The sequence below is a fragment of the Pseudomonas sp. LS_2 genome, assembly GCF_042709235.1.
GTDB lineage: Bacteria > Pseudomonadota > Gammaproteobacteria > Pseudomonadales > Pseudomonadaceae > Aquipseudomonas.
Window position 1 is genome coordinate 132,413 of sequence record NZ_JAVAYC010000011.1, and the last position, 23,163, is coordinate 155,575.

General features: G+C 63.3%; 22 protein-coding genes. 8 read left to right on the forward strand and 14 right to left on the reverse strand.

The genetic code is table 11. From position 1 onward, the window contains the following. Positions 1-49 precede the first annotated feature (49 nt). Positions 50-775: a phosphatase PAP2 family protein gene (locus RAC97_RS12780; RefSeq protein WP_375101161.1), complete on the forward strand. Its 726-nt coding sequence runs from the start codon at positions 50-52 to the stop codon at positions 773-775. 81 nt (positions 776-856) lie between these two features. Here RAC97_RS12780 and groL read toward each other — a convergent pair whose 3' ends face one another. The 4 genes from groL to RAC97_RS12800 all read right to left on the reverse strand — a co-directional run bounded on the left by groL (position 857) and on the right by RAC97_RS12800 (position 4,306). Beyond that, the gene (gene groL / locus RAC97_RS12785) at positions 857-2,497 is read right to left on the reverse strand and encodes a chaperonin GroEL (RefSeq protein ID WP_375101160.1); all 1,641 of its coding nucleotides are present in this window, start codon (positions 2,495-2,497) and stop codon (positions 857-859) included. A 41-nt stretch (positions 2,498-2,538) separates the two neighbouring features. Next, on the reverse strand, positions 2,539-2,832 hold the full coding sequence (locus tag RAC97_RS12790; protein ID WP_016395539.1) for a co-chaperone GroES: 294 nt from the start codon (positions 2,830-2,832) through the stop codon (positions 2,539-2,541). Between the two features lie 215 nt (positions 2,833-3,047). Then, positions 3,048-3,509 (reverse strand): FxsA family protein, encoded by a 462-nt coding sequence (locus tag RAC97_RS12795; protein ID WP_375101159.1) that lies wholly within the window; start codon positions 3,507-3,509, stop codon positions 3,048-3,050. 65 nt (positions 3,510-3,574) lie between these two features. Continuing rightward, positions 3,575-4,306, reverse strand: a complete 732-nt coding sequence (locus tag RAC97_RS12800) for a HugZ family protein (protein ID WP_375101158.1) — start codon at positions 4,304-4,306, stop codon at positions 3,575-3,577. An 18-nt stretch (positions 4,307-4,324) separates the two neighbouring features. Here RAC97_RS12800 and RAC97_RS12805 point away from each other — a divergent pair, with 18 nt between their 5' ends. Further along, positions 4,325-4,492: a hypothetical protein gene (locus tag RAC97_RS12805; RefSeq protein WP_375101157.1), complete on the forward strand. Its 168-nt coding sequence runs from the start codon at positions 4,325-4,327 to the stop codon at positions 4,490-4,492. Positions 4,493-4,589: 97 nt separating this feature from the next. On the opposite strand, the gene RAC97_RS12810 is transcribed toward RAC97_RS12805, so the two are convergent. Then, positions 4,590-5,597: a DUF481 domain-containing protein gene (locus RAC97_RS12810; protein WP_375101156.1), complete on the reverse strand. Its 1,008-nt coding sequence runs from the start codon at positions 5,595-5,597 to the stop codon at positions 4,590-4,592. A gap of 152 nt (positions 5,598-5,749) precedes the next feature. Between RAC97_RS12810 and RAC97_RS12815 the strand changes: the two genes are divergently transcribed. Together RAC97_RS12815 and RAC97_RS12820 are read left to right on the forward strand one after the other, a co-directional pair. Next, entirely contained in the window at positions 5,750-6,103 is a 354-nt protein-coding gene (locus RAC97_RS12815) for an MGMT family protein (RefSeq protein ID WP_375101155.1), read from the forward strand. A gap of 43 nt (positions 6,104-6,146) precedes the next feature. Beyond that, positions 6,147-7,697: an AmpG family muropeptide MFS transporter gene (locus tag RAC97_RS12820; protein WP_375101154.1), complete on the forward strand. Its 1,551-nt coding sequence runs from the start codon at positions 6,147-6,149 to the stop codon at positions 7,695-7,697. Positions 7,698-7,777: 80 nt separating this feature from the next. Here the strand turns inward: RAC97_RS12820 and RAC97_RS12825 are convergent, their stop codons facing one another. The 3 genes from RAC97_RS12825 to RAC97_RS12835 all read right to left on the reverse strand — a co-directional run bounded on the left by RAC97_RS12825 (position 7,778) and on the right by RAC97_RS12835 (position 10,629). Then, positions 7,778-9,022: an MFS transporter gene (locus RAC97_RS12825; protein ID WP_375101153.1), complete on the reverse strand. Its 1,245-nt coding sequence runs from the start codon at positions 9,020-9,022 to the stop codon at positions 7,778-7,780. A gap of 165 nt (positions 9,023-9,187) precedes the next feature. Further along, on the reverse strand, positions 9,188-10,027 hold the full coding sequence (locus tag RAC97_RS12830) for a mechanosensitive ion channel family protein (protein ID WP_375101152.1): 840 nt from the start codon (positions 10,025-10,027) through the stop codon (positions 9,188-9,190). A 116-nt stretch (positions 10,028-10,143) separates the two neighbouring features. Continuing rightward, the gene (locus tag RAC97_RS12835; RefSeq protein WP_375101151.1) at positions 10,144-10,629 is read right to left on the reverse strand and encodes a YajQ family cyclic di-GMP-binding protein; all 486 of its coding nucleotides are present in this window, start codon (positions 10,627-10,629) and stop codon (positions 10,144-10,146) included. 124 nt (positions 10,630-10,753) lie between these two features. Here RAC97_RS12835 and RAC97_RS12840 point away from each other — a divergent pair, with 124 nt between their 5' ends. The 3 genes from RAC97_RS12840 to RAC97_RS12850 are packed head-to-tail and all read left to right on the forward strand — an operon-like array spanning position 10,754 to position 14,294. Next, positions 10,754-11,671 (forward strand): putative 2-dehydropantoate 2-reductase, encoded by a 918-nt coding sequence (locus RAC97_RS12840; RefSeq protein ID WP_375101150.1) that lies wholly within the window; start codon positions 10,754-10,756, stop codon positions 11,669-11,671. A 24-nt stretch (positions 11,672-11,695) separates the two neighbouring features. Then, positions 11,696-13,726: an ATP-binding protein gene (locus RAC97_RS12845; RefSeq protein WP_375101149.1), complete on the forward strand. Its 2,031-nt coding sequence runs from the start codon at positions 11,696-11,698 to the stop codon at positions 13,724-13,726. 1 nt (position 13,727) lies between these two features. Next, positions 13,728-14,294, forward strand: coding sequence for a cob(I)yrinic acid a,c-diamide adenosyltransferase (locus RAC97_RS12850; RefSeq protein WP_375101148.1), 567 nt, complete (start codon positions 13,728-13,730; stop codon positions 14,292-14,294). Positions 14,295-14,455: 161 nt separating this feature from the next. Here RAC97_RS12850 and RAC97_RS12855 read toward each other — a convergent pair whose 3' ends face one another. The 4 genes from RAC97_RS12855 to secA all read right to left on the reverse strand — a co-directional run bounded on the left by RAC97_RS12855 (position 14,456) and on the right by secA (position 20,108). Continuing rightward, a complete protein-coding gene (locus RAC97_RS12855) occupies positions 14,456-15,400 on the reverse strand; it encodes a Nudix family hydrolase (protein ID WP_375101147.1) in 945 nt (314 codons plus the stop codon). Continuing rightward, on the reverse strand, positions 15,397-16,029 hold the full coding sequence (locus RAC97_RS12860; protein WP_375101146.1) for a glutathione S-transferase family protein: 633 nt from the start codon (positions 16,027-16,029) through the stop codon (positions 15,397-15,399). The genes RAC97_RS12855 and RAC97_RS12860 overlap by 4 nt, the downstream gene beginning before the upstream one ends. Positions 16,030-16,081: 52 nt before the next feature. After that, positions 16,082-17,299: a bifunctional glutamate N-acetyltransferase/amino-acid acetyltransferase ArgJ gene (gene argJ / locus RAC97_RS12865; RefSeq protein ID WP_375101145.1), complete on the reverse strand. Its 1,218-nt coding sequence runs from the start codon at positions 17,297-17,299 to the stop codon at positions 16,082-16,084. A 76-nt stretch (positions 17,300-17,375) separates the two neighbouring features. After that, positions 17,376-20,108, reverse strand: coding sequence for a preprotein translocase subunit SecA (secA, locus tag RAC97_RS12870; RefSeq protein WP_375101144.1), 2,733 nt, complete (start codon positions 20,106-20,108; stop codon positions 17,376-17,378). A gap of 280 nt (positions 20,109-20,388) precedes the next feature. Between secA and RAC97_RS12875 the strand changes: the two genes are divergently transcribed. Next, positions 20,389-20,859 (forward strand): DUF721 domain-containing protein, encoded by a 471-nt coding sequence (locus RAC97_RS12875; RefSeq protein WP_375101143.1) that lies wholly within the window; start codon positions 20,389-20,391, stop codon positions 20,857-20,859. Positions 20,860-20,907: 48 nt separating this feature from the next. Here RAC97_RS12875 and lpxC read toward each other — a convergent pair whose 3' ends face one another. Together lpxC and ftsZ are read right to left on the reverse strand one after the other, a co-directional pair. Further along, on the reverse strand, positions 20,908-21,819 hold the full coding sequence (gene lpxC, locus RAC97_RS12880) for a UDP-3-O-acyl-N-acetylglucosamine deacetylase (protein ID WP_375101142.1): 912 nt from the start codon (positions 21,817-21,819) through the stop codon (positions 20,908-20,910). A 112-nt stretch (positions 21,820-21,931) separates the two neighbouring features. Continuing rightward, positions 21,932-23,128, reverse strand: coding sequence for a cell division protein FtsZ (gene ftsZ, locus RAC97_RS12885; RefSeq protein WP_375101141.1), 1,197 nt, complete (start codon positions 23,126-23,128; stop codon positions 21,932-21,934). Positions 23,129-23,163: the final 35 nt, after the last annotated feature.

A 23,163-nucleotide genomic window follows, 5' to 3' on the forward strand; every position in this document is an offset into this window, starting at 1 on the left:
AGCATAGCGCCAGCTCGAGAATGGCCGATCCTTCGCCCTTGGAGCTGCCATGCCTCACTCTCGCCCTCGCCCGCTCAACCTGTGGTTGTGCCTGGGTATTCCCCTGGCCACCGTGGTGGCGCTGCTACTGCTGGAAAAGACGTCCCTGGACATGGATCTGGCCACGCTGATGTTCGACCCGACGGCCGGGCAGTTCATCGGCCGCCACAGCTACTGGCTGGAAAACATCCTGCACGACCGGGTCAAGCAGGGTGTGATCGTGCTAGGCCTGCTGGCCTTGCTGGCGTTTGGCATCAGCCTGTTCTGGTCGAGGCTGGGCAGCTGGCGTCGCGAACTGGGTTGCCTGGTGCTGGCGCTGGGGTTGTCCACAGCGTTCGTCACCCCGCTCAAGCAGCTCACCCAGGTGCAGTGCCCGTGGAGCCTGAGCCAGTTCGGCGGCAAGGAAACCTACAGCAAGCTGCTGGAGGCCCGTCCGGCCACCGACAAGCCAGGGCTATGCTGGCCCGGCGGGCATGCGGCGACCGGGTTTTGCCTGTTCGCGCTGTTCTTCGCACTGCGCGACCGCAAGCCACGGCTGGCCCGCGTGGCCTTGGGGGTGGCGCTCGCGGCGGGCTCCCTGCTGTCGTTCGGGCGCATGCTGCAAGGCGCGCACTTTTTGTCCCACAACCTGTGGACGGCGGTGTTCTGCTGGCTGATCGGGCTGGGTTGCTATTACCTGGTGCTGTATCGCCGGGGTATGGCGGTGGCATCGGTGGAACAGGGCAGCATTGCCTGAAAAGCCTGGTTGCAGGCCAATAAAAAACCCCGGTTCTCACGAACCGGGGTTTCTCTTACAGCTCAAGCGGGTAAGGCTGGCTTACATCATGCCGCCCATGCCACCCATGCCGCCCATGTCAGGCATGCCGGCAGCTGGCTTGTCTTCCGGCAGGTCGGCAACCATGGCTTCGGTGGTGATCATCAGGCCACCGATCGAAGCTGCGGCTTGCAGGGCCGAACGAGTGACCTTGGCTGGGTCCAGGATACCCATCTCGATCATGTCGCCGTATTCACCGGTGGCGGCGTTGTAGCCGTAGTTGCCCGCACCTTGCTTGACCTTGTCGGCCACAACGCTTGGCTCGTCGCCGGCGTTGGCGGTGATCTGACGCAGCGGGGCTTCTACTGCGCGACGCAGCAGGGCGATACCGACGTTCTGGTCTTCGTTGTCGCCTTTGAGCTCGGTGATCGCAGCCAGGGCGCGAACCAGGGCAACACCACCGCCAGGCACCACGCCTTCTTCGACGGCTGCGCGGGTCGCGTGCAGGGCGTCTTCGACACGGGCTTTCTTCTCTTTCATTTCGACTTCGGTGCCAGCACCGACCTTGATCACGGCAACACCGCCAGCCAGCTTGGCCAGGCGCTCTTGCAGCTTCTCACGGTCGTAGTCCGAGGAAGTCTCTTCGATCTGGGCGCGGATCTGCTTGACGCGCGCTTCGATGTCACCGTCGGCACCAGCGCCGTCGATGATGGTGGTGTTTTCCTTGGACAGGATGACGCGCTTGGCGTTACCCAGATGCTCCAGGGTGGTGGTTTCCAGGGTCAGGCCGATTTCTTCGGAGATGACCTGGCCGCCAGTCAGGGTAGCGATGTCCTGCAGCATGGCCTTGCGGCGGTCGCCGAAGCCAGGTGCCTTGACCGCAGCAACCTTGACGATGCCGCGCATGTTGTTGACCACCAGAGTGGCCAGCGCTTCGCCTTCGACGTCCTCGGCAACGATCAGCAGCGGGCGACCGGCCTTGGCAACGGCTTCCAGCACAGGCAGCAGCTCGCGGATGTTGGAGATCTTCTTGTCGACCAGCAGCAGCAGCGGGCCTTCCAGCTCGGCCACCATGGTGTCCGGCTTGTTGACGAAGTAAGGGGACAGGTAGCCACGGTCGAACTGCATGCCTTCCACGACGGACAGTTCGTTTTCCAGGCCCGAGCCTTCTTCGACGGTGATCACGCCTTCTTTACCGACCTTTTCCATGGCTTCGGCGATGATCTCACCGATGGAGTTGTCGGAGTTGGCGGAGATGGTGCCTACCTGGGCGATGGCCTTGGAGTCGGCGCATGGCTTGGACAGGTTCTTCAGCTCGCCGACGATGGCGGCGGTGGCCTTGTCGATACCGCGCTTCAGATCCATCGGGTTCATGCCGGCGGCAACGGCCTTCAGGCCTTCGTTGACGATAGCCTGGGCCAGGACGGTAGCGGTGGTGGTGCCGTCACCGGCAGCGTCGTTGGCCTTGGAAGCGACTTCCTTGACCAGCTGGGCGCCCATGTTCTCGAAGGCGTCTTTCAGTTCGATTTCCTTGGCGACCGAAACACCGTCTTTGGTGATGGTCGGCGCGCCGAAGCTCTTGGCCAGGACAACGTTACGGCCTTTCGGGCCGAGGGTCGCTTTTACAGCGTCAGCCAGAACGTTGACACCAACGAGCATTTTCTTACGGGCGGAATCGCCGAATTTTACGTCTTTAGCAGCCATGATCGTTTAATCCTTGAAATTCTTGCAGGGAATCGGGGAAATCAGCCTTCGATAACGGCGAGAATCTCGTTCTCAGCCATTACCAGCAGGTCTTCGCCGTCGACTTTCACGGTGTTGCTGCCCGAGTACGGGCCGAAAACCACTTTGTCACCCACTTTCACAGCCAGCGCGCGTACTTCGCCGTTGTCCAGGATGCGGCCGGCGCCCACGGCGACCACTTCGCCGCGGTTTGGTTTCTCAGCAGCCGAACCCGGCAGGACGATACCGCCAGCGGTTTTCGATTCTTCTTCGCTGCGACGGATGACGACGCGGTCATGCAGAGGACGAAGCTTCATTGTCGATCTCTCCCAAATTGTGGTTTTCATCGGCCGGTATCAAGACCGGCGGTTGAGGCTATCCGGCGTTGCCGGTCAGGGCCCGCGGGGGCGAACCCTGTGTGTAATGTCTGGTGTTGCCACCAGAAACCTTGCGGTGACCCTTACATAGGGGCTCTGAAAACGATTACAAGGCTTGTCCGGGGATTTTTTTTCAAACGCTTAAGCGCCAAGGATCACTTGTCGCGACGCTCGTACTCGCCCTCGATGACGTTGGGGCGGTGGGCAGGGTCGTGCGGCCGGGCCTGCAACGGGTCGTCCTGGAAGGCCCGCTGGCGCATGGCCTGCTCCTCGGCACGCTGGCGCACCTTGCGCGCCAGCAGGCTCCGGGTGAATGGCAGCAGGCACACCAGGCCCAGCACATCGCTGATAAAGCCTGGCAGCAAGAGCAAACCACCACCGACGGCCAGCATCAGGCCCTGGAACATGTCTTCGGCAGGCAGCTCGCCACGTTGCAGGCTTTCGCGGGCGCGCAATGCCGTGGCCAGGCCTGCCACACGCATCACCAGCAGACCCAGGGCGGAGCCGGCAATGATCAGCAGCAACGCCGGGAAGAAACCAATGGCGGCGCTGACCTTGACGAAAACGAACAACTCCAGCACCGGAAAAATAAGAAACAGCAGTAGGAAAACACGCATCAAGCGACCCTCAACGGAAGACAACCTTCCAATAAGACCCCAGATGGATGCGTGTGCTCGCTATTTCAACCCTCGGCCTCTACAACAGCGGGCCATTGGTCTGCGCGAGCGAGCAATACCAAGGCCTCGCGGACTTGTGTCGGCGTATTGCAGGTACTGGGGAACGGCAGCCAGTGAATCGCCTGGCCGATGCGCAGGTGCATGCCCTCGCTGTCGATGCCGACCAATTCCGCCGGGGCACTGCGCGGCAAGTCGGTCAGCTCCACGTAATGGGCAATGGCATTGGCGTGATCGCTGTTCATGTGCTCGATCATGCTGGCTTCGGCCTTGCCGGCAAAAGGGTTGGCCAGGGTGACCTGATCGAGCCAGTGGATGGCGCCGAAACCGCCGATGTAACGATGGCGCACAGGCTCCAGCACCCAGAAATCGAAATCGTGGGCCTTGTGGTAGTTGCTGGCATCGGGGAAATAGCGGTAATAGCGTTCGGCAGCGGCCTCGATGGCTTGTTCGTCGACCAGCTTGCGCGCCTCGGCCATCACCGTCAGGCGCCCCACGGCCTGTACATCTTCGGCATCGCGCTCGTTGACCAGCAGTGAGCACTTGGCGTCTTTCTGCAGGTTGTGGGTGTGCTGGGCGATACGGCTGATGAGAATCAGTGGCTGGCCCTCGCCGTCGAGGCAGTAAGGCACCACCGAACCGAAGGGGAAGCCGGGCATCGACTTGGACAAGGTGGAAAGGACGCCGCGATACTCCTTGAGCAGCAGTTCGCGGGCGGGGCGGATGGCATTCGAGCTCACAATCGAGATCCTCGGCGAATGAAAATCAATTGCGAGCTATTAAGCTACAAGCGGCAAGAAAAGCAAGGCCGGCTTCGGTTCCTGCGGGCGACCCTGAAATACCTGGCAGCGGTGGTGGATGGCACGGATGAGCCGGTGTTCGCGGGCAAGCCGGCTCCTACAGCAATTGCACATATAGCGTTGTAGGAGCGGGCTTGCCCGCGAATCTGGGCGAAACCCTGGCTGTGCGGTTCAGCACCCCATCATGCCCGAGCCTACAGGCATGGCGAAACGGCTTGCGCCGTTACCAGGTCACGCCGAACCCTGCGGTATAGCGGGTCCTGTCCAGGTCACCGTCGTCGCTGCCTTCGATGATGTCCTTCTCGGCCTTGAGGTTGAGCGAGGCCCACTCGGTGACCTTGTAGCGCAGTCCCACCTCGGCATCCAGCGAGTAGTCGGCCACGCCGCCCAGCGGCTTGCCCAGTTCGCCATTGCTGAAGAACTCCACGGTCTTGCCGATCAGATAACGGTTGTAGTCCCACTTCACCGCCGCGGCGTAGAAGTTGTCCTTGCCGCCGTCGCGGTACTCGAAGTCGGTACGGTTGATCAACCCACCCAGCGAGAACGCCCCCAGCTCGTCGTCCCAGAACTGGTAGCCAGGGCCGGTACCGATCGTGCGCTGGCGGGCCAGGTCTTCGATCTGGTCGCGCTTGTACTCCAGGCGCCCCTGCCAGAACCACTTCTCGGTAATGAAGCGGTCCAGGGCGTACTCGGCGCTCCAGTTGTTGGTGGTAGTGACGTCGTCCTTGGTCTCGCGGTTGTACTCGCCTTCGGCGTTATGCCGCCAGCGGCCGTGGCGCGCGGTGGTCTTGAAGCTGACGTCGTAGTCGTCGGTGTCGTTCTCGGCGCGCTTGTAGTCCAACGCGAGGTCGACATTGCCCTTCCACATGAAGTCTTCCACCAAAGGACGCGGCTTCATGATCTGCTCGATGCTGCCAAGCTCGACGGTCTTGGGCGTATCGCCATTGGCAAGGGTGACCTTGCCGGCCTCGGCGGCCTTGAGCGACTTGGTGCGCTCACCGCTGTAGGCGTCCTGCTTGACCAGCAGTTCCTGGTCGCTTTCCAGGGTCTGGACCTGCTTCCAGTCCAGGGCGATATTGCCGCCGTAGGGCGTCTCCAGCAGCAACTTGCCACCATCGAACACCTTGATCTTGCCGGTCAGCCGGTCACCGTTCTTCATCCATACGGTGTCGGCCAGGACCGGGGCGCTAAGCGAGGCAGCGAGGATGCACAACAAGGCTCTAGAATGCATAAGCAGATACAGGCTCGGTTTGAAGTAAAAAGCCGGGCATTATCCAGCTACCCAATGTCAGAACAAGGACAGACCCAGCCCATGCCACCGAGTTCCCCTCTCGTTTGCACGCGCGGCCCCGGCACATCGGCCGTGCGTCGCGTCATCCGCTGATGTCGGGCGCACCGGACAGCTCACCGGACGATGCCCAGGCCCGACGAACGGCGCTGTATTCGGTGCTCGGGCAGGTGCCGCCAGGCAAGGTGGTCAGCTACGGCCAGCTCGCCGAACTGGCCGGCCTGGGCCGTGCGGCACGCTGGGTCGGCCGCACCTTGGGTCAATTGCCAGCCGATACCCGGCTACCCTGGCACCGGGTGCTCGGCGCGGGTGGCCGGTTGAGCCTGGCGCTTGGCACACCCTCGGGCGACGAACAACGAGCCAGGTTGCGCGCAGAAGGCGTAAATGTGGCCAATAATCGTGTGGATATGTCGCGCCATGGCTGGCGCCCAATGGAGCACAGCGGTTAGAGTGCGCGCTTTGTGTTAGCAAATTTGAGGCAGATGTTGGCCCATGCCCCGTAAAACCTGGCGCGCTGCGCTCGCTGCCTATGCCAGCCCGTCTACCCTGGTCCTCCTGCTGCTCGGCTTTGCCGCCGGCCTGCCCTACATGCTGGTGTTTTCCACCCTTTCCGTGTGGCTGCGCGAAGCCGGCGTAGCCCGTGAGACCATCGGCTATGCCAGCCTGATCGGCCTGGCCTACGCATTCAAATGGGTATGGTCGCCGCTGCTCGACCAGTGGCGCTTGCCGTTGCTCGGCAAGATGGGCCGTCGTCGCTCATGGTTGCTGCTATCGCAAGTGCTGGTGGTGGTTGGCCTGGTCGGAATGGGTCTGTGCGACCCACAGAAGCATCTTTCCTGGTTGATCGCCCTGGCGGTGCTGGTGGCCTTTGCCTCGGCCACCCAGGACATCGCCGTAGACGCCTATCGCCTGGAAATCGCCGACGACCAGCGCCAAGCCGCCCTCGCCGCCAGCTACATGGCCGGTTACCGGGTTGCCGCGCTGCTCGCCACTGCGGGCGCGCTGTTCTTTGCCGAATGGTTCGGCTCCACCGGTTTCAGCTACCTGCACAAGGCCTGGACCGGCACTTACGTGCTGTTCGGCGTGCTGATGCTGCCCGCGCTGTTCACTACCTTGGTGATGCGCGAGCCGCCCGTGCCGCTGCGCACGCAGCTCTCGGCCGCGCGCTACGGCCTGATGCACCAGCTGGTGTCGGTATTCGTGCTGATCATCCTGCTGGTGTCGGTACCGGCCAGCTTCACCCAGATGTTCAATACCGACTGGTCCAGCGTGATCTTCGGCGACGCGACGGTACTCGACCTGCTGCTCGAAGACCGCGCCTTCCTGCGCCTGATCCTCTATGCACTGCTGACCTGGGCCTGCCTGTCGTCCATGGGCCGACGAGGCCTGGCGCCAGTGCTGACCCCGGTCAACGACTTCATCGTGCGCTACCGCTGGCAGGCCCTGCTGCTGCTTGGTCTGATCGCCACCTATCGCATGTCGGACACCGTCATGGGCGTGATGGCCAACGTGTTCTACATCGACATGGGCTTCACCAAGGACCAGATCGCCAGCGTCAGCAAGATCTTCGGCCTGATCATGACCCTGGTGGGCGCAGGCATCGGCGGGCTGCTGATCGTACGCTTCGGCATCCTGCCTATCCTGTTCATCGGCGGCGTGGCCTCGGCCGGCACCAACATCATGTTCGTGATGCTGGCCGACATGGGGCCGAACCTGGAAATGCTGGTGGTGACCATTTCCCTCGACAACTTCAGCTCAGGCATGGCTACCTCGGCGTTCGTCGCCTACCTGTCGAGCCTGACCAACCTGAAGTTCTCCGCGACCCAGTACGCGCTGCTGAGCTCGATCATGCTGCTGTTGCCGCGGCTGATCGGCGGCTATTCCGGGGTAATGGTGGAGAAGTTCGGCTACCACGACTTCTTCCTGATCACTGCGCTGCTGGGTGTGCCAACGCTGATCCTGATCGCCCTGCACTGGCGACAGGAGGCCGGCAAGGGCAAGCCTGCACCGGTGGAAAACCAGGCGGCCGAGCAGCAACCCTGATGGCCTCTTCGCGCCTGCAGATGCGTGCCGTACTGCAGGAGCGGGCTTGCTTGCGAAGAGGCCGGTACCGCCAACGCACCTTACTGCGCCACAGCCCCTTCTCCAGTCCGCCCACCTAGCACGTACCGCAATGGCCATACCGCCAGCACCCCGGCAACACCTGCCAGCAGCGCGAAATGCAGCAGGCTCGCGCCACCGCCGAGCATGGCCAGCACCACGCCGCCCAGGCCCAGCAGGGCAATGGTGATCATCCCCAGCATCGCCGACACCAGGCCCTTGCTCTGGATGCTGGAGAACAGCGTCATGCGGTACAGCACCGGATTGGCCACCCCCAGGCCCAGAGCGTACATCGCCATACCCACTACCACGCTGGGCACCGTCGGCCACAGCCAGGTGGCCAGGGCCATCAGGCACAGGCCTGCGAGATACGGCCAGAGCGCGCCGCGCACCAGGCTCGGCAACGGGTAGCGGTCGGCGATGCGGTTGATGATCAGGTTACCGAGGATCAAGCCGCCGAATACCGGCAACTGCCAAAGCGCATAGGCCATCGTGCTCAAGCCCTCATCATGAATCAGCAGCACCGGCGACAGGCCGATCCAGCCAATCAACGGCAAGCTGACCAGGCCCAGCGCGGCGCTACCGGCAACGAAACTGCGGTTGCGCAGCAGTTGCCCATAGGCTGCCAGCAAGGGCAGCAGGTGAATCGGTGTGAACGGCAGACGCGAGCCATCACGACGTTCGACGCCGAGGGTCTCGGGCATCAGCCTATGCAACAGCACGAAGCACAGCACCGCCCCCAGTGCGAAGGCCACGAACAGCCAGCGCCAGTCCAGCCATTGCAGCATCAGGGTGCCTACCAGCGGCCCTAGCAGCGGCGACAGCAGCGCGATATTGGCCAGCAGGGCCATCATGCGTACCGCATCTGCCTCGCTGAAGGCCTCGTTCAAGGCCGGGTAGCTGACCGTCACCACGAAGCCCAGGCCGATGCCTTGCAACAGCCGCAGCAGGTTGAACACGTCGATGTCGTGCACCCAGAAGGTCGCCAGGCAAGCCAGGCCGAAGCACGCGCACCCCACCAGCAGCAGCGGGCGACGGCCATAGCGGTCGGCCAACGGGCCGATCAGCCACTGCAACATCACTGCGCCGAGCAGGTACAGGTTCAGGGCATGGGGGATGTATTCGGGGCTGGCGTGCAGATGCTCGACCACCGCCGGCATGGCTGGCATGACCGCATCGCTGGCCAGGTAGGTGAGCAACTCGAACAGGGCCAGGGTCAGGCCGAACAGCAAGGCCCTGAGGGGGGTGATGTACAGCAGTGGTTTCATGGCGGGTTTCGGGTGAAAGAGGGAATTGGTGTGTATGCCAAAAATGCGGGGCCGCTGTGTGCCCCTCCGCGGGCAAGCCCGCGCCTACAGGTAGTGTGTAGATCCTGTAGGAGCGGGCTTGCCCGCGGAGGGCCACGCAGCGGCCCCAAGGTTATCAGCGCGATGTTACTGCGCGGCTGGCTCCTGCACCACGCGTATCACGCGCTGCGGAAAGGGAATGTCGATACCCTCGGCGCGCAAGCGGTCGCGGGCCTGCTCGTTGAGCATGAACATCACGTCCCAGTAGTCGGCGGTCTTGGTCCACAGGCGCAGGGATACGGTGATCGCGCTGTCACCCAGCGTTGCCACCACCGCCTGCGGTGCAGGGTCCGGCAGCACACGCGGGTCCTGGGCCAGCTCCAGCAGCACGTTGCGCGCCTTCTGCAGGTCGGCCTCGTAGTCCACGCCCACATCGAACACCACCTTGCGGGTCGGCTGGCGGTTGGTGTTGGTGATAATGCCGTTGGACAGGCTGCCGTTGGGCATGATGACGGTCTTGTTGTCACCGGTACGCAGCACGGTGTGGAAGATCTGGATGCTGTCCACGGTGCCACTCACGCCCTGGGCCTCGATCCAGTCACCGATGCGGAAAGGGCGGAACATCAGGATCAACACCCCGCCGGCGAAGTTCGCCAGACTACCCTGCAAAGCCAGGCCGATGGCCAGGCCCGCAGCACCGATGGCGGCGACGAACGAAGTGGTTTCGATGCCGATCATCGACGCCACGCTGATGAGCAGCAGCACCTTCATCACGATATTGGCCAGGGTGCTGATGAAGCTCTGCAGGGCGGCGTCGGCGCGCATGCCCACCAGCTTGCCCAGGCGCTCGCTGAGCTTGTTGACGATCCACCAACCGATGGCCAGGGTCAGCAGGGCCAGCAGTACACGACTGCCGTATTCCATGATCAGCGGTATCCAGGTTTGCGACTGGCGCACCAACTGATCGACTTCGGCGTTCAAATCCATGTTCATCTCCTGATGCCGAACGGCATGTGCAGCGGTAAATCCGGCCGTGAGAAAAACCACGGCCACAGGAACCGATGGACATTACTACGCCATCAAGGTTCCTACCCAGCGCCCGGTCAGTCGCGGAAGTTGTTGAACTGCAATGGCATGTCGAACTCCTTGGCGCGCAAGGCCGCGATGGCCTCTTGCAGGTCGTCGCGCTTCTTGCCGGTCACCCGCACCTGCTCGCCCTGGATGGCGGCCTGGACCTTGAGCTTGGCATCCTTGATGTGGGCGACGATCTTCTTCGCCAGCTCCTTGTCGATGCCTTCGCGGAACTTGGCCTCCTGCTTCATTTCCTTGCCGGATGGATAGGCATCCTTGACCTCCAGGCACTTGACGTCGATCTTGCGCTTGACCAGGGCCAGGCGCAGGATCTCGATCATCGCCTCGAGCTGGAACTCGGCCTCGGCCGTCAGCAGCACGGTCTGTTCCTTGTCCTTGAACTCGAAGCTGCCCTTGCCCTTGAGGTCGTAGCGACGGTCCAGTTCCTTCACCGCATTGTCCACGGCGTTGGTGACTTCGTGCTTGTCCAGTTCCGATACCACGTCGAACGAAGGCATTGGTTTTTCTCCATACATGAAAACCGCGCTCGGTGAGGCCACTGCCCAAAGCAGGCCTGACGATGGAGCGCGTCGGTTTTGAGGGTTAAAATGCGGGCTCATTATAACGGGTTGCGAAACGCAGATGAGCAGCACCTGGCATATTCTCGGCGCCGGTAGCCTCGGCAGCCTCTGGGCCTGCCGCCTGGCGCGGGCAGGCAAGGCGGTGCGCCTGATCCTGCGCGATGCGCAGCGCCTGGCCGCCTACCAGGCCGCTGGCGGCCTGACCCTGGTCGAACAGGCGCGCGTCAGCCGTTACGCGATTCCCGCTGAAACCGACGACGCCCAGGGGCCGATCCATCGCCTGCTGCTGGCGTGCAAGGCCTACGACGCCGCTCCGGCCGTGGCGCGGCTGGCGCCTCGCCTGGCCCACGACGCCGAGATCGTGCTGCTGCAAAATGGCCTTGGTAGCCAGGACGAGGTCGCCGAGCAGGCGCCCCATGCGCGCTGCATCTTCGCCTCGAGCACCGAAGGCGCATTTCGCGAGCAGGATTGGCGGGTGAATTTTGCAGGCCACGGTTTCAACTGGCTGGGCGACCCGACCAACCCAACGCCCCCCGAGTGGTTCGCTGACCTGCAAGAGGCCGGTATCCCAGGCCAGTGGACGCCTGACATCCTCAGCCGCCTGTGGCGCAAGCTGGCACTCAACTGCGCGATCAACCCACTGACCGTGCTGCACGACTGCCAGAACGGCGGCCTGCTGGGGCACCTCAGCGAAGTCTCCGGCCTTTGCGAGGAGCTCGCCATGCTGCTGCAACGCTGCGGCCAGCCCCAGGCCGCCGAGGACCTCGACGAGGAGGTACAGCGGGTGATCCTCGCCACCGCCGCCAACTACTCTTCCATGTACCAGGATGTGCGCCATGGTCGGCGCACCGAAGTGCATTACCTGCTCGGCCACGCGTGCCGCAGCGCCGCACGTCACGGCCTGGCCATCGACCGGTTGGAACAGTTGCACCGGCGCCTGGTCGATAACCTGCGTGCCCGTGGCCTGCCCAGTGCCTGAACCGAAAAGGACGAAACCCTTCCCATGACACTGCGCCAACGCCTGGAAAACCTCCCGGTCGGGCAGAAGCTGCTGGCGGCCCTGCTGGTGCTTCTGGTGACCATCCTGCTGGTGGCCAACCTGGCGTTCATCAGTGCCGCCTACTGGATCACCCAGGAGAGCATGGCGCCCCAGGCGCTGCAGACCATCGGCAAACTGGTGTCGAACCCGCAGCTGTCGAGCCGAGCTGGCGATTCCGAGGAGGCCGCCAAGGCCCTGCTCGACGAGCTAGACAGCTACTCGCCACTGCGCGCGGCCGCACTTTACGGCAGCGATGGCCGCTTGCTCGCACAGTTGCAGCAGGGTGAGCCGCTGACGCTGCCCAAGCGCTACCGCAATATCGACGGCTGGCGCCTGATGGAGTTTCGCAGCACCCAACTGATCGCCCTGCCGCGCCCCGGCAGCCCGCCTGCCCACCTGTTGCTGGTAGCCAGCAGCGAATTGCCCACCGCCTTCTATACCGGCACCCTTTCGGCAAGCCTGGCCATCCTGGTGTTCAGTGTGCTGCTGTGGATCGTGATCGCCCGGCAGATCAAGCGCCTCATCACCCAGCCGATCAACAGCCTCGAGGAACTCACCCGCCAGGTCACACGCGAAGAGAGCTATGCCCTGCGCGCCCAGCGCGGCAACGATGACGAGATCGGCAGCCTGGGCCAGGCCTTCAACACCATGCTTTCGCGGATCGAGGCGCGCGAGCAGCAGCTCAAGCGCGCCCGTGACGAATTCCAGTCGGCCTACGACCAGGCCCAGGGCCTGGCCGAGGAAACCCGCCACACCAACCGCAAGCTGGAACTGGAAGTGCAGGTACGTAGCAAGATCGAGAAGAAACTCACAGGTTTCCAGAACTACCTCAACAGCATCATCGACTCCATGCCCTCTGCGCTCATCGCCCTTGACGAGCAACTCTACGTCACCCAGTGGAACCACGAAGCCACCGTGCTTTCCGGCACGCCACTGGACGAGGCGCTGAACCAGCCGATCTTCATCGCGTTCGAGCCGCTCAAGCCGTTCCTCGCGCAGCTCAAGGAAAGCGTCGAAAAGCACCGCGTGGCGAAGATCGAGCGGGTCACCTGGCCCAAGGGCGACGACGTGCGCCACTACGCCCTGACCTTCTACCCGCTGATGGGCGGTGGTGGCCGTGGCGTGGTGATCCGTATCGACGACATCACCCAGCGGCTGTCGCTGGAGGAAATGATGGTGCAGTCGGAGAAAATGCTTTCGGTCGGCGGCCTGGCAGCCGGCATGGCCCACGAGATCAACAACCCGCTGGGCGCCATCCTGCACAACGTGCAGAACATTCGCAGGCGCCTGTCGCCGGAGCTTGCCCGCAACCAGGAGCAAGCCAGCGAGCAGGGGATAGACCTGGCCGAGGTCAACCGCTACCTGCAGGGCCGCGAGGTGCCGCAGTTGCTCGATGGTATCCAGCAGGCCGGGGCACGAGCGGCGAAGATCGTCACCCACATGCTCAGTTTCAGCCGTCGCAGCAACCGACAACTGGCCCCGTGCGACCTACCGGCCTTGATCGACCAGGCCGTGGAGATCGCCGGCAACGACTTCGACCTGGCCATCGGCTTCGACTTCAAGGGCCAGGCCATCGTGCGCCAATTCGACCCCGGCCTGGGCCCTGTGCCGTGCACGGCGAACGAGCTGGAGCAGGTGCTGCTGAACCTGCTTAAGAACGCCGCCCAGGCCATTCACCAGCGACCACGGCCCAGCGAACCGGGGCGTATCACCTTGCGTACCCGGCTCAACCCGCCGTGGGCGGAAATCCAGGTCGAGGACAACGGTATCGGCATGCCGGAGGCCGTGCGCAAGCGCACCTTCGAGCCGTTCTTCACCACCAAGGAAATCGGCCAGGGCACCGGGCTGGGCCTGTCGGTGTCGTATTTCATCATCACCAACAACCACAAGGGGCAGATGGAGGTGCACTCCACCCCGGGCCAGGGCACCTGTTTTACCCTGCGCCTGCCTCTGAGCCAGCCGGGGCAGGCAGTACCGGCCATCACGGAGGCATGACATGGGCTATCGCCTGTCGAAAATCTACACCCGCACTGGCGACAAGGGCGAAACCGGCCTGGGCGATGGCCGCCGGGTGCCCAAGGACCACCCGCGTATCGAGGCCATCGGCGAGGTTGACAGCCTCAACAGCCAGCTTGGGCTATTGTTGGCCGGGCTGGACGAGCAGGGCTTGACGGAGCTCAGCGAGGTGCTGGCGCCCTGCCAACACCGCCTGTTCGACCTCGGCGGCGAGCTGGCCATGCCCAGCTACCAGGCACTGGATAGCGCCGAAGTGGAGCGGCTGGAGGCGGCTATCGACGTCTGGAACGAAGAGTTGGGGCCACTGAAGAACTTCATCCTTCCCAGCGGCTCGGCGCTGGTCGCCCAGGCCCATGTGTGCCGCAGCCAGGCAAGGACAGCAGAGCGGCGCTGCCAGCAGCTCAATGCGCTGGAGCCTCTGGAAGGGGTTGGTCTGGCGTACATCAACCGGCTGTCCGACTTGCTGTTCGTCGCGGCGCGGATCATTGGGCGGCGGCAGGGAGTGACGGAAGTGTTGTGGCGGCCAGCGGCCAAGCCCGAAGCCTGATGGGGAAGCCGCACAGCCGCTCCTATCGGAACCACGCAGACGCATAACGCAATGCAGTACCTGTGGGAGCGGGTTTACCCGCGAAAAAAACACCTCGGTGTATGGCCAGGGCTTTGCCCTGGTTCGCGGGTAAACCCGCTCCCACAGGATATGCGACCGGCTCAGACCTCAGGCCAGAACGCCCGAACCCCTGCCACACCTTGCGCTCCTATATCCCAGGCACGCTCGCATTCAGCAGGGCCAAGGCCTCCCAACAGGAACACCGGCTGGTTGAACCCGGCGATCAAGCGCTGCGCCTCATCCCAGCCCATGGGTAGCGCCTCGGGGTGGGTCTGGGTGGGCTGGACCGGCGACAAGGTCACGAAGTCCACGCCCATCTGCTCGGCCAGCGCCAACTCCTCGGCACTGTGGCAGGACGCAGCCAACCAGCGCGCCGTCGGGAACGGCCGGCCATTGGCCGCATACTTGCGCAGCTGCGCAGCGGTCAGGTGCCAACCGGCCGAGGGGAAGTCACCCAGCCACTCCAGCGGCCCCTTGAGCATCAGTTGGGCCTTGCCTGCGCACAGGCCGACTGCATCCACCGCAACATCGCGGTACTTGGGGTCGTACATGTCCGGCGCACGCAACTGCACCAGGCGAATACCGCTGGCAATCGCCTTCTGGATACCGCGCAGCAACGCCGGCGGCTCGAGGCCATCCGGGGTTATCAGGTACTGGCCAGGCAGGCGCGCAGCCGCGACGATCGGCTTGTTGGCTTCGGGGAACTCGTACTGGCCAAGATCCCTCGGTGCCACCCAGGCCAGGGGCTGGCCTTCCGCGCCATGGGGTTCGCCGCTGAAAGCATCGACCTCGCGCACATCCAGCAGTACTTGTTTATCCGGGTAGTCATGGCTGACCTTGATCAGCGGCCGCGAGCGGCTGACCTCGATGCCCAGCTCCTCGCGCAGCTCACGGGCCAACGCAGCCTCGACGCCCTCGCCCTGCTCGACCTTGCCGCCGGGAAACTCCCACAGGCCGCCCTGGTGCTGGGTATCGGCACGCCGGGCGATCAGAATGCGCCCATCGGCCCCCCGAATGACGGCGGCTACCACGTGAATACGCTTCACCCTTCACGCTCCGCCAGGCCAGCTTTCTGCCAGGCCTGGAAGGCAGGCCAGTTGTAGATCGTCTCGATGTAGGACGCAGCTTCGGCGGGCACTTCCACGCGGTAGGTGCGCAAGCGTACGGCCACCGGCGCGAAGAAGGCATCGGCCAGGCTTGGCTTGCCGAACAGGAACGGGCCGCTGTCCTTGGCCGCCAGGCGGCATTCGGCCCACAGCGCGACGATACGGTCGATATCCACCTGCACGTCCAGCGGAACGCTCTCCAGCGCCTCGTCACGTGACAGGTCGAACGGCATGGCGCCGCGCAGGGCGAAGAAACCGCTGTGCATCTGCGCACAGGCCGAACGCGCCTGGGCGCGGGCTGTGGCATTGGCGGGCCACAGTTGCGCTTCGGGATGCTGTTCGTTGAGGTATTCGGCGATCGCCAGGGAGTCGGCAATCACACCATGCTCGGTCTTGAGCAGCGGCACCTTGCCGGTAGCGGAGTACGCCAGGATGCGCGTACGGGTGTCGGGCTGGTTGAGTTTGACCAGGGTTTCCTCGTAGGGCACGCCAGCCAGCTCGAGGGCCAGGGCGCCACGCAGCGACCAGGAGGAATACAGTTTGTCGCCGATGATCAGGTGGTAGCTCATGGTTCGGCTCCATGGAATTGGAACACGGGGCCGCAAGCGGCCCCGATGCATATCAAGTGCGGTATTCGGCGTTGATCTTCACGTATTCGTGGGACAGGTCGGTGGTCCAGATGGTTTCGCTGCACTGGCCACGGCCCAGCTCGATACGGATGGTGATCTCTTCCTGGGCCATCACCGCCGAACCCTGCGCCTCGGTATAGCTTGGGCTGCGACCGCCCTTGCTGGCGATGCACACCTCGCCCAGGAACACGTCGATCAGGCTGACATCCAGCTCGGGCACGCCGGCACGGCCAACGGCGGCGAGGATACGGCCCCAGTTGGGGTCGGAGGCGAACAGCGCGGTCTTGATCAGCGGCGAATGAGCCACGGCATAGCCGACGTCCAGGCATTCCTGGTGGTTGCCGCCGCCGTTGACCTGCACGGTAACGAACTTGGTCGCGCCTTCGCCGTCACGCACGATGGCCTGGGCCACTTCCATGCATACCTCGAACACCGCCTGCTTCAGCGCTTCGAACAACGCGCCGCGAGCCTCGGTCACTTCCGGCACATCGGCCTTGCCGGTGGCGATCAGCATGCAGCAGTCGTTGGTCGAAGTGTCGCCGTCGATGGTGATGCGGTTGAACGACTTGTTGGCACCATCGAGCATCAGGTCCTTGAGCACGCTGGGTGCGACCTTGGCGTCGGTGGCGATGTAGCCGAGCATGGTGGCCATGTTCGGGCGGATCATCCCGGCGCCTTTGCTGATGCCGGTGACGGTGATGGTCTTGCCTTCGAACTGGAACTGGCGGCTGGCACCCTTGGGCAGGGTGTCGGTGGTCATGATGCCGGTCGCGGCTTCGGCCCAGTTGTGCTCCGACAGGTTGTCCAGGGCGGCTTGCAGCGCGCCTTCGATCTTCTCGACGGGCAGCGGCTCGCCGATCACCCCAGTGGAGAACGGCAGCACCGACTCAGGCGGTACACCGGCCAGTTCGGCCAGCTTGGCGCAGGTGCGCTCGGCGGCGGCCAGCCCAGGCGCGCCGGTGCCGGCGTTGGCATTGCCGGTGTTGGTCAGCAGGTAACGCACGGTGCCCTGCACGCGCTGCTTGGACAGGATCACGGGCGCTGCGCAGAAGGCATTGAGGGTGAACACGCCGGCCACGCTGGAGCCTTCGGCGCAGCGCATCACCACCACGTCCTTGCGCCCAGGGCGCTTGATGCCTGCCGAGGCGATGCCGAGTTCGAAACCTGGAACCGGGTGCAGGGTGGGCAGGGGACCGAGACCGACAGCCATGTGTGCGCTCCTAGAAAAACGTTGATATCAAAAAGCAGGGCCGCAAAGCGGCCCTAGGGATACTACGAGCAATCGATCACTCGATCTGCCCGTGGCAATGCTTGAACTTCTTGCCCGAACCACACCAGCACGGCTCGTTGCGGCCCAGCTTCTGCTCGTTGCGCACTGGCGCCGAGGCCACCGCCACTTCGCCACCCTCCTCGCTCAACTCGCTCTCGAGCCCAGGCGCTGCGGCATGCTGGAACTGCATGCGACGGGCCAGCTCCTCGGACTCGCGGCGCAGGCGGGCTTCTTCTTCGGCCGGGTCTTCGCGGCGAACCTGGACGTGGGACAGTACCCGGATGGTGTCGCGCTTGATCGACTCCAGCAGCTCCTGGAACAGGGTGAACGACTCGCGCTTGTACTCCTGCTTCGGGTTCTTCTGCGCATAGCCGCGCAGGTGGATGCCGTGACGCAGGTGGTCCATGGTCGACAGGTGGTCTTTCCACAGGTCGTCCAGCACGCGCAGCAGGATCTGCTTCTCGAAGGTACGCAAGGCGTCTTCGCCGGCCTGGTCTTCCTTCTCGTTATAGGCGTTGGTGATCTCGGCCAGCAGCTTCTCGCGCAGGGTCTCCTCGTAGAGATGATCGTCCTCGTCGAGCCACTGCTGGATCGGCAGCTTGATCCCGAAATCACTGGCCAGCGAGGCCTCGAGGCCGGCCACGTCCCATTGCTCGGGCAGCGACTGCGGCGGAATGTGCTGGCTGATAGTGGCATCGAGCACCTCGCTGCGGAACTCGGCGATGGTGTCGCCGATGTTCTGCGCCGCCAGCAGACTGTTGCGCATGTGGTAGATCACCTTGCGCTGTTCGTTGGCCACGTCGTCGTATTCGAGCAGCTGCTTGCGGATGTCGAAGTTGCGACCTTCGACCTTGCGCTGGGCCTTCTCGATGGCGTTGGTGACCATGCGGTGCTCGATGGCCTCGCCGGACTGCATGCCCAGGGCCTTCATGAAGTTCTTCACCCGGTCGGAGGCGAAGATGCGCATCAGGCTGTCTTCCAGGGACAGGTAGAAGCGGCTGGAGCCGGCATCGCCCTGACGTCCGGAACGGCCGCGCAGCTGGTTGTCGATACGACGCGACTCGTGGCGCTCGGAGGCGATCACGTGCAGGCCACCGGCTTCGAGGACCTGCTGGTGACGCTTCTGCCAGTCGGCCTTGATCTGGGCGATCTGCTCGGCAGTAGGGTTGTCCAGGGCAGCCACTTCGGCCTCCCAGTTACCGCCCAGCAGGATGTCGGTACCACGGCCGGCCATGTTGGTCGCTATGGTCAGCGCGCCTGGCGCACCGGCCTGGGCGATGATCTCGGCTTCCTTCTCGTGGTACTTGGCGTTGAGCACCTTGTGGTCGATACCTTCCTTCTTCAGGAGGTTGGACATGTGCTCGGAGGTTTCGATGGTGGCGGTACCGACCAGCACCGGACGCCCCTTGGCCATGCTTTCCTTGATGTCGGCGATGATCGCGGCGTACTTCTCGTCGGCGGTCAGGTACACCAGGTCGTTGTAGTCCTTGCGCGCCAGAGGCTTGTTCGGCGGAATGACCATCACGTTGAGGTTGTAGATCTGGGCGAACTCGAACGCTTCGGTGTCGGCGGTACCGGTCATGCCGGACAGCTTGTTGTAGAGGCGGAAGTAGTTCTGGAAGGTGGTCGAGGCCAGGGTCTGGCTCTCGGCCTGGATGTTCAGGTTTTCCTTCGCCTCGATGGCTTGGTGCAGGCCTTCGGACAGGCGACGGCCCGGCATGGTACGACCGGTGTGCTCGTCGATCAGGAGGATCTGGCCGTCCTGGACGATGTACTCGACGTTGCGGTGGAACAGCTTGTGCGCACGCAGGCCAGCGTAGACGTGGGTCAGCAGGCCCAGGTTGTGCGCCGAGTACAGGCTCTCGCCCTCGGCCAGCAGGCCGGACTGGGTGAGCATTTCCTCGATGAACTGGTGACCGGCCTCGTTGAGTTCGACCTGACGGGCCTTCTCGTCGATGCTATAGTGGCCTTCCTGGGTGACCTGGCCTTCGACTTCCTCGATGTGCTGGGTCAGGCGCGGGATCAGGCGGTTGATCTCGATGTACAGCTTGGAGCTGTCTTCTGCCTGGCCGGAGATGATCAGCGGGGTACGCGCTTCGTCGATAAGGATCGAGTCGACTTCGTCGATGACCGCGAAGTTCAGCTCGCGCTGGTACTTCTCGTCCTGGCTGAAGGCCATGTTGTCGCGCAGGTAGTCGAAGCCGAATTCGTTGTTGGTACCGTAGGTGATGTCGCAGGCATAGGCTGCGCGCTTCTCTTCCGGCGGCTGGAACGGCGAGACGATGCCGACCGAGCAACCGAGGAATTCATACAGCGGGCGCATCCAGTTGGCGTCGCGACGGGCCAGGTAGTCGTTCACGGTGACCACGTGCACGCCTTTGCCGGACAGGGCGTTGAGGTAGACGGCCAGGGTACCGACCAGGGTCTTGCCCTCACCGGTACGCATCTCTGCGATCATGCCCTCATGCAGGGTCATGCCGCCAATCAGTTGCACGTCGAAGTGACGCATGCCCATGACGCGCTTGCCGGCTTCACGCGCAACGGCAAAGGCTTCAGGCAACAGTTGGTCGAGTGTCTCGCCTTTGGCCAGGCGCTCCTTGAACTCTACGGTCTTGGCCCGCAGCTGTTCATCGGAGAGGGCCACCATCTTCTCTTCGAAGGCATTGACGATATTCACCGTCTTGAGCATGCGTTTGACTTCACGCTCGTTCTTGCTTCCAAAAAGTTTTTTTAACAAAGGCGCAAACATATCGGCAGGATCTTCCACACTTAGGGATGGAGGGCGGCCCCGTGAGTCGCCCGTGCAGCCCTTGGGCCGCATGCGAACGAGCATTCTACCCGGAAACGATGGTGAGGAAAGTAGCGGATTTCCACGATACTGGCACAGCGCTTTTACGGGGCGGTTCTAAACATAGGGACATTTTTTCCCAGTTCAAGGTTCTGCAACATGAAACCTGATTGCCCAGGCCCGCAAGTGCAGGCACCGGCATCTGTTAGACTGCCGATCTTGTAACCTCTTGCGTATCCCCATGGCCTACAAACCCCCTTCCGCCCAGCCGCCCTCTACTCTGCTGCGTCAGGCAAGGCCCCTGCGCCTGCTGCTTAACCAGGCCGAGCGCCTGGCTCACCTGCAGCGCCTTCTGGAGAGCCAGTTGCAACCGGCTGCGCGGGAACACTGCCACGTTGCCTCCTGGCGTGATGGCACCTTGCTGCTGGTGGTCACCGACGGCCACTGGGCCACGCGCCTGCGGTACCAGCAAAAGCGTCTGCAGCGCCAGCTTCAAGAGCTGGAGGCATTCGGTAACCTTCAGCGCATCCTGTTCAAGGTCCAACCGCCAGTAGCCCCGCCCAAGCGCGCAAGCAATGGCAGCGAGCTTTCCGAACAGGCCGCCGAAAGCCTGCGCGATACCGCCGAAGGCATCGCCGACCCCAAACTGCGGGCGGCCTTGGAGCGACTGGCCAGCCACGCGCAAGGCGCAGGCAAAAAGACCGAGCCATAAAAAAGGCCACCCGAAGGTGGCCTTGATTGAACTAGAGAGTGTTCGAACTTACACGGCCGCAACAGGGCGCATGTACGAGATCGGTGCCGTGCTGGCATCTTCGAAAGTGACCACTTCCCAAGCGTCTTTCTCTGCAATCAGCTTGCGCAGCAACTGGTTGTTCAGCGCGTGCCCGGACTTGTAGCCCTTGAACTCGCCGATCAGGCTGTTGCCCAGCAGGTAGAGGTCGCCGATGGCGTCGAGGATCTTGTGCTTGACGAATTCGTCTTCGTAACGAAGACCGTCTTCGTTGAGCACACCGTCCTCATCGACCACGATGGCGTTCTCGACACTGCCACCCAACGCAAGGTTGTGCTTGCGCAGGTACTCGATGTCGCGCATGAAGCCGAAGGTACGGGCGCGGCTGACTTCCTTCACGAACGAGGTGCTGGAGAAGTCGACGCTGGCGCTTTGGGTCCGGTTGCGCAGGACCGGGTGATCGAAGTCGATCTCGAAGCTCACCTTGAACCCTTCGAATGGCATGAAGGTGGCGCGCTTGTCGCCCTCCTCCACCGTCACTTCGCGCAGGATGCGGATGAACTTCTTGGGCGCGTCCTGTTCTTCCAGGCCGGCGGACTGAATCAGGAATACAAAGGGACCGGCGCTGCCATCCATGATCGGCACTTCCGAGGCGGAGAGCTCGACGTAGGCGTTATCGATGCCCAAGCCCGCCATGGCGGAGAGCAGGTGCTCGACCGTATCGACCTTGATGTCACCGTTGACCAGCGTCGTCGACATGGTGGTCTCGCCGACGTTGGCCGCACGAGCCGGGATCTCGACGATAGGGTCGAGGTCGGCGCGGCGGAAGACGATGCCGGTGTCGATAGGTGCAGGCTTGAGGGTCAGGTAGACCTTCTCGCCCGAGTGCAGGCCGACACCTGTAGCACGGATGGTATTCTTCAGGGTGCGTTGTCTAATCATGGCATTGGCCGCTTCAGCGCAAATTGCGAACAGGTATCAACAAAGGCTGAGAATGATATCAGACCCGGCCTTTGCTGAACACCAATCACCCTTATACCCCTGATAAATTCCATTAATCGGCCTGGCGACGCAGGAAGGCCGGGATATCCAGGTAGTCCAGGTCGTCCTGTGGGTTGAGCTTGGCGGCTGCCGCAGCACCTGCGTGGGCCTGGTTGCGCATCACGGTCGGACGCTCCAGGTCACGGTAGTTGACGGCTGGCTGCTCCTGGCGAACCGGGGCCGGGTTCGACGCCTCGTAGGCCGCGTGAGCGGTCTGCAGGGTGTTGTCGACGACCTTGACCGGCTTCTCGATGCGCGCACCCAGGCCAGTGGCGACCACGGTAACGTGCAGCTCGTCGCGCATGTCGGGGTCGATGACGGTGCCGACCTTGACCATGGCATGATCGGAGGCGAAAGCCTCGATGATGCTACCCACGTCGGAGTACTCGCCCAGGGACAGGTCGGGACCGGCGGTGATGTTCACCAGAATGCCGCGCGCGCCCTGCAGGTTGACGTCTTCCAGCAGCGGGTTGCGGATCGCCGCCTCGGTGGCCTCGCGAGCACGGTTCGGGCCGCTGGCGCAGCCGGTGCCCATCATTGCCATGCCCATCTCGCCCATCACGGTACGCACGTCGGCGAAGTCGACGTTGATCATGCCCGGACGCTTGATGATGTCGGAGATACCGCGCACGGCACCGGCCAGTACATCGTCAGCCTTGGCGAACGCAGACAGCAGGCTGGCATCCTTGCCCAGGATGGTCAGCAGCTTCTCGTTGGGGATGGTGATCAGCGAGTCGACGCTTTCGGCGAGCATGCGGATGCCCTCGTCGGCAATCTGCATGCGCTTGCGGCCTTCGAACGGGAACGGACGGGTCACCACCGCAACGGTGAGGATGCCCATTTCCTTGGCCACTTCAGCGATGATCGGCGCAGCGCCGGTACCGGTACCACCACCCATGCCGGTGGTGATGAACACCATGTTGGTGCCCTGCAGCACTTCGGCGATGCGCTCGCGGTCTTCCAGGGCGGCCTGGCGACCGACTTCCGGATTGGCACCAGCACCCAGGCCCTTGGTTACGCCGGTACCCAGTTGCAGGATGGTGCGCGCGCCAATGTTCTTCAGCGCCTGGGCATCGGTGTTGGCGCAGATGAATTCCACGCCTTCGATGTTGCTCTTGACCATGTGGTTGACGGCGTTGCCGCCGCCACCGCCGACGCCGATCACCTTGATGACCGGGCTTTGCGGGACGTTGTCTACGAGTTCGAACATTTTCCCTCTCCTTACTGTTCTCTAGTTATTGCGCC

Excerpts from the sequence above, each read along its gene's own strand:
- RAC97_RS12780 (WP_375101161.1), top strand. The coding sequence starts at position 50 with ATGCCTCACTCTCGCCCTCGCCCGCTCAACCTGTGGTTGTGCCTGGGT.
- groL (WP_375101160.1), bottom strand. The coding sequence starts at position 2,497 with ATGGCTGCTAAAGACGTAAAATTCGGCGATTCCGCCCGTAAGAAAATG.
- RAC97_RS12790 (WP_016395539.1), bottom strand. The coding sequence starts at position 2,832 with ATGAAGCTTCGTCCTCTGCATGACCGCGTCGTCATCCGTCGCAGCGAA.
- RAC97_RS12795 (WP_375101159.1), bottom strand. The coding sequence starts at position 3,509 with ATGCGTGTTTTCCTACTGCTGTTTCTTATTTTTCCGGTGCTGGAGTTG.
- RAC97_RS12805 (WP_375101157.1), top strand. The coding sequence starts at position 4,325 with ATGAAAATCAATTGCGAGCTATTAAGCTACAAGCGGCAAGAAAAGCAA.
- RAC97_RS12810 (WP_375101156.1), bottom strand. The coding sequence starts at position 5,597 with ATGCATTCTAGAGCCTTGTTGTGCATCCTCGCTGCCTCGCTTAGCGCC.
- RAC97_RS12815 (WP_375101155.1), top strand. The coding sequence starts at position 5,750 with ATGTCGGGCGCACCGGACAGCTCACCGGACGATGCCCAGGCCCGACGA.
- RAC97_RS12820 (WP_375101154.1), top strand. The coding sequence starts at position 6,147 with ATGCCCCGTAAAACCTGGCGCGCTGCGCTCGCTGCCTATGCCAGCCCG.
- RAC97_RS12825 (WP_375101153.1), bottom strand. The coding sequence starts at position 9,022 with ATGAAACCACTGCTGTACATCACCCCCCTCAGGGCCTTGCTGTTCGGC.
- RAC97_RS12830 (WP_375101152.1), bottom strand. The coding sequence starts at position 10,027 with ATGGATTTGAACGCCGAAGTCGATCAGTTGGTGCGCCAGTCGCAAACC.
- RAC97_RS12835 (WP_375101151.1), bottom strand. The coding sequence starts at position 10,629 with ATGCCTTCGTTCGACGTGGTATCGGAACTGGACAAGCACGAAGTCACC.
- RAC97_RS12840 (WP_375101150.1), top strand. The coding sequence starts at position 10,754 with ATGAGCAGCACCTGGCATATTCTCGGCGCCGGTAGCCTCGGCAGCCTC.
- RAC97_RS12845 (WP_375101149.1), top strand. The coding sequence starts at position 11,696 with ATGACACTGCGCCAACGCCTGGAAAACCTCCCGGTCGGGCAGAAGCTG.
- RAC97_RS12850 (WP_375101148.1), top strand. The coding sequence starts at position 13,728 with ATGGGCTATCGCCTGTCGAAAATCTACACCCGCACTGGCGACAAGGGC.
- RAC97_RS12860 (WP_375101146.1), bottom strand. The coding sequence starts at position 16,029 with ATGAGCTACCACCTGATCATCGGCGACAAACTGTATTCCTCCTGGTCG.
- argJ (WP_375101145.1), bottom strand. The coding sequence starts at position 17,299 with ATGGCTGTCGGTCTCGGTCCCCTGCCCACCCTGCACCCGGTTCCAGGT.
- secA (WP_375101144.1), bottom strand. The coding sequence starts at position 20,108 with ATGTTTGCGCCTTTGTTAAAAAAACTTTTTGGAAGCAAGAACGAGCGT.
- RAC97_RS12875 (WP_375101143.1), top strand. The coding sequence starts at position 20,389 with ATGGCCTACAAACCCCCTTCCGCCCAGCCGCCCTCTACTCTGCTGCGT.
- lpxC (WP_375101142.1), bottom strand. The coding sequence starts at position 21,819 with ATGATTAGACAACGCACCCTGAAGAATACCATCCGTGCTACAGGTGTC.
- ftsZ (WP_375101141.1), bottom strand. The coding sequence starts at position 23,128 with ATGTTCGAACTCGTAGACAACGTCCCGCAAAGCCCGGTCATCAAGGTG.